At 62.4% G+C, this 2,970-nt stretch carries 3 protein-coding genes; all 3 read left to right on the top strand.

Going from position 1 to position 2,970, the window contains the following annotated elements; translation table 11 throughout:
* On the top strand, nt 1-824 hold an 824-nt coding region (locus J4F42_22220), incomplete at its 5' end, for a hypothetical protein (protein ID MCE2488239.1).
* Complete coding sequence (locus J4F42_22225) at nt 821-2,242, top strand: TIGR01777 family oxidoreductase (protein ID MCE2488240.1); 1,422 nt, start codon at nt 821-823, stop codon at nt 2,240-2,242. The genes J4F42_22220 and J4F42_22225, both read left to right, overlap by 4 nt.
* A 10-nt stretch (nt 2,243-2,252) precedes the next feature.
* A complete protein-coding gene (locus J4F42_22230; protein ID MCE2488241.1) occupies nt 2,253-2,759 on the top strand; it encodes a DUF4149 domain-containing protein in 507 nt (168 codons plus the stop codon).
* The last annotated feature ends 211 nt before the right edge of the window (nt 2,760-2,970 follow it).

Raw genomic sequence — 2,970 nt, forward strand, 5'->3', positions numbered from 1 at the left:
TGAGCGACGTAGCGACGCAACGTTTTCACGCCTTTCAGCGTTTGAGCCGGGCGGCGCTTGGCTTGGCCGGGGCGTCGGCCGCCCCCTTTCGCGTCTGGCTCGAAGACTGGTCGGTCACTGGAGAGACGGCGGTGGAGCGGCCCGTGTCCATGCGGCTTTCCGCCGCAGAACAGGACGTGGCCCTGGATCTCAGGCTGGTGTCAGATAAGCCTATTGTTTTACATGGCCAGAATGGGCTGAGTCAGAAAGGTGCTGCGGCAGGGCAGGCTTCGTATTATTATTCCCTCACCCGTCTACGCTCGGCCGGCATCATTCGATTGGGGGACGACGAGTTCCAGGTGCAGGGGCTGAGCTGGATGGACCGGGAATGGAGTACGAGCGTGCTGAGCGAGGCGATCCAGGGCTGGGACTGGTTTGCCATTCAGCTCACAAACGGACAAGAACTGATGGTCTATCAGATACGTCAGCAAGCGGGCGACATCCATTCCCGCAGCAGCGGAACCCTGGTCGCCGCGGATGGGACACCGCGGGCGCTGACCTCGAAGGACTTTCAGATCGAAGTGCTACAAACCTGGCAGAGCCCGGCTGACGGAACGGTCTACCCAGCTCAGTGGCGGCTGCGTATTCCGAGTGAGGCGATCGATCTGACGATTACGCCCTATCTGGCTGACCAGGAAATGCACACGCTGATTCGGTATTGGGAGGGCGCGGTCCGGGCGCAGGGGACAGCGCAGGGCCGGTCGCTTGCCGGCGACGGCTATGTCGAGCTGACCGGCTATGGCGAAAAAAAGGCCGGCTCCGCTGTTTTTGGCAGGATGTCATGAGAACAGAGACGTTTATCCGTCGGGTGCATATTCCCGCGCCAGCGGCTGAGGTCTTTCAGTGGCACGCGCGACCGGGAGCGTTCGAGCGTCTCACTCCGCCCTGGGAGTCGGTGGAAATTATTGAACGTCGCGGTGGCATCGAAAGCGGTGGGCGGGTGGTGCTGCGCATGGGACTTGGTCCCTTCTCCCGGCAATGGATCGCCGAACACTGCGACTATGAAGCGGGAGTCCAATTCCGAGATGTCCAAATCTCCGGCCCCTTTGCCCGCTGGGAGCATACCCACCGGGTTGAAGCGGACGGACGAGAAGGCTGTATGTTGGAGGATCGGATTGAATACGCGCTGCCGGGCGGCAGTCTGGGCCGGGTGCTCGGTGGCGCCTGGACCAGGCGAAAATTGGAGCGACTCTTCACCTATCGGCATGCGGTGACGCGCCAGGACGTGCTCGCGCATGATACACAGCGTAATCAGTTGAACTATGGAGGAAGACCGATGAAGGTACTCGTCTCTGGTGCAAGCGGTTTGGTTGGTTCTGCGCTCATCCCTTTCCTGACAACGGGCGGCCATAGTGTCACGCGCCTGGTTCGCAAGGATGGGGCGAGCGGGGGAGACGGTGAAGTCGCTTGGTCTCCGGCTGCCGGAACGATTGATCGGGCCGGGCTGGAAGGATTTGACGCGGTTGTCCATCTGGCCGGAGAGAACATCGCCGCCGGGCGTTGGACCCCCGAGCGCAAACGCCGCATTCGGGACAGCCGGGTCAAGGGAACCCAGCTGCTGTGTGAAGCGCTGACCCAATGTGCCCAGCCGCCCAAGGTCTTTGTCGGTGCTTCCGCGATTGGGTATTACGGAGACCGTGGAGACGAGACCTTGACCGAAGAGAGTGAGGCCGGAGAGGGATTTCTGGCCGAGGTCTGTCGGGACTGGGAGGCTGCCGCGGCCGGGCTGACCGACACGGGCATACGGACCGCCCTGCTGCGGATCGGGATTGTCCTCAGTCCCGCCGGTGGCGCGCTGAAAAAAATGCTTTTACCGTTTCAGCTCGGCCTGGGTGGCGTGATTGGCGCGGGTACACAGTATATGAGCTGTATTGCCCTGGACGACGTTGTTGGCGCGATACAGCACGCCATCACCAACGACGAGGTCAGCGGTCCGATCAATGCGGTGTGTCCCGAGGCCGTGACGAATCGGGAATATACCCGGACGCTCGGCAGGGTCCTGGGCCGCCCGACGTTTTTCCCCGTCCCGGCCTTTGCGGCCCGGCTTGCCTTTGGCGAGATGGCCGACGCTCTGCTGCTCGCCAGTACCCGGGTTGAGCCGCGTGTCCTCACGCGGACCGGCTATGCCTTTCGCTACCCAAGCCTGGAGAGCGCCCTCCGGCATGTGCTGGGCAAAGAGACCCGGGCAGGGCGGCCCGAGTAAAAAGCGCGGTATGAAGCCGTTTTTTGATCGCATCTTTGTCTTTATAGAGACGCTTGCCGCTGGCGTCTGGATCGGCGCGTTGGTCGGGTTCGGCTTTGCCGTGGCCGGCACGGTCTTTCAGGAACTGCCCACGACCACCTTGGCTGGAGATGTGAACGCCGCGGTGCTGGCCAAGCTGAACCGCCTCGAATTTATTGCAGCTGCGACTATGGCCGCGTCGGCGATTTACTTTTTGCTGCGTTCGGACTGGTGGACGGCCGTGCGCTTGGCGAAGACGGTACTCGTTGTGGTCATGGTTGCCACGCTGATCTATTACGCCTTGGTCGTGGGCGACCGGTTGGAGTATCTGCGGGTCGTCGAGATTCAGGATTTCGATACTTTCGATATGACAAAGAAAGATTTTTGGGACGAGTTTGCGCGGCTTCACGACCGCTACACCCAACTGGTCAAAGCCAACCTGGGTATGGGGGTACTGTATCTCTTGCTCTCCGCGTTTGAACGAAGGAGCAAAACGTAGGGGCAACCCCCTGTGGTTGCCCGCCCCATCCCCTCCGCGGAGGGGTGCCGCGCCAGCGGCGGGGTGGGCACCCCCGCCCTCAGCCGCCCCTTAGGGCAGCGTCGTCTGGCCGTCGGTGTCATCCCCCCAACACGCCACCGTATCCCCCACCCGCACCCCACAGGGGTGCCACCGCCCCGCCCGCACCGTGTGAAAGAGACCCGCCGGGGCA

Source organism: Desulfurellaceae bacterium, assembly GCA_021296095.1.
In the GTDB taxonomy this organism is placed as follows: Bacteria; Desulfobacterota; Binatia; order Bin18; family Bin18; genus JAAXHF01.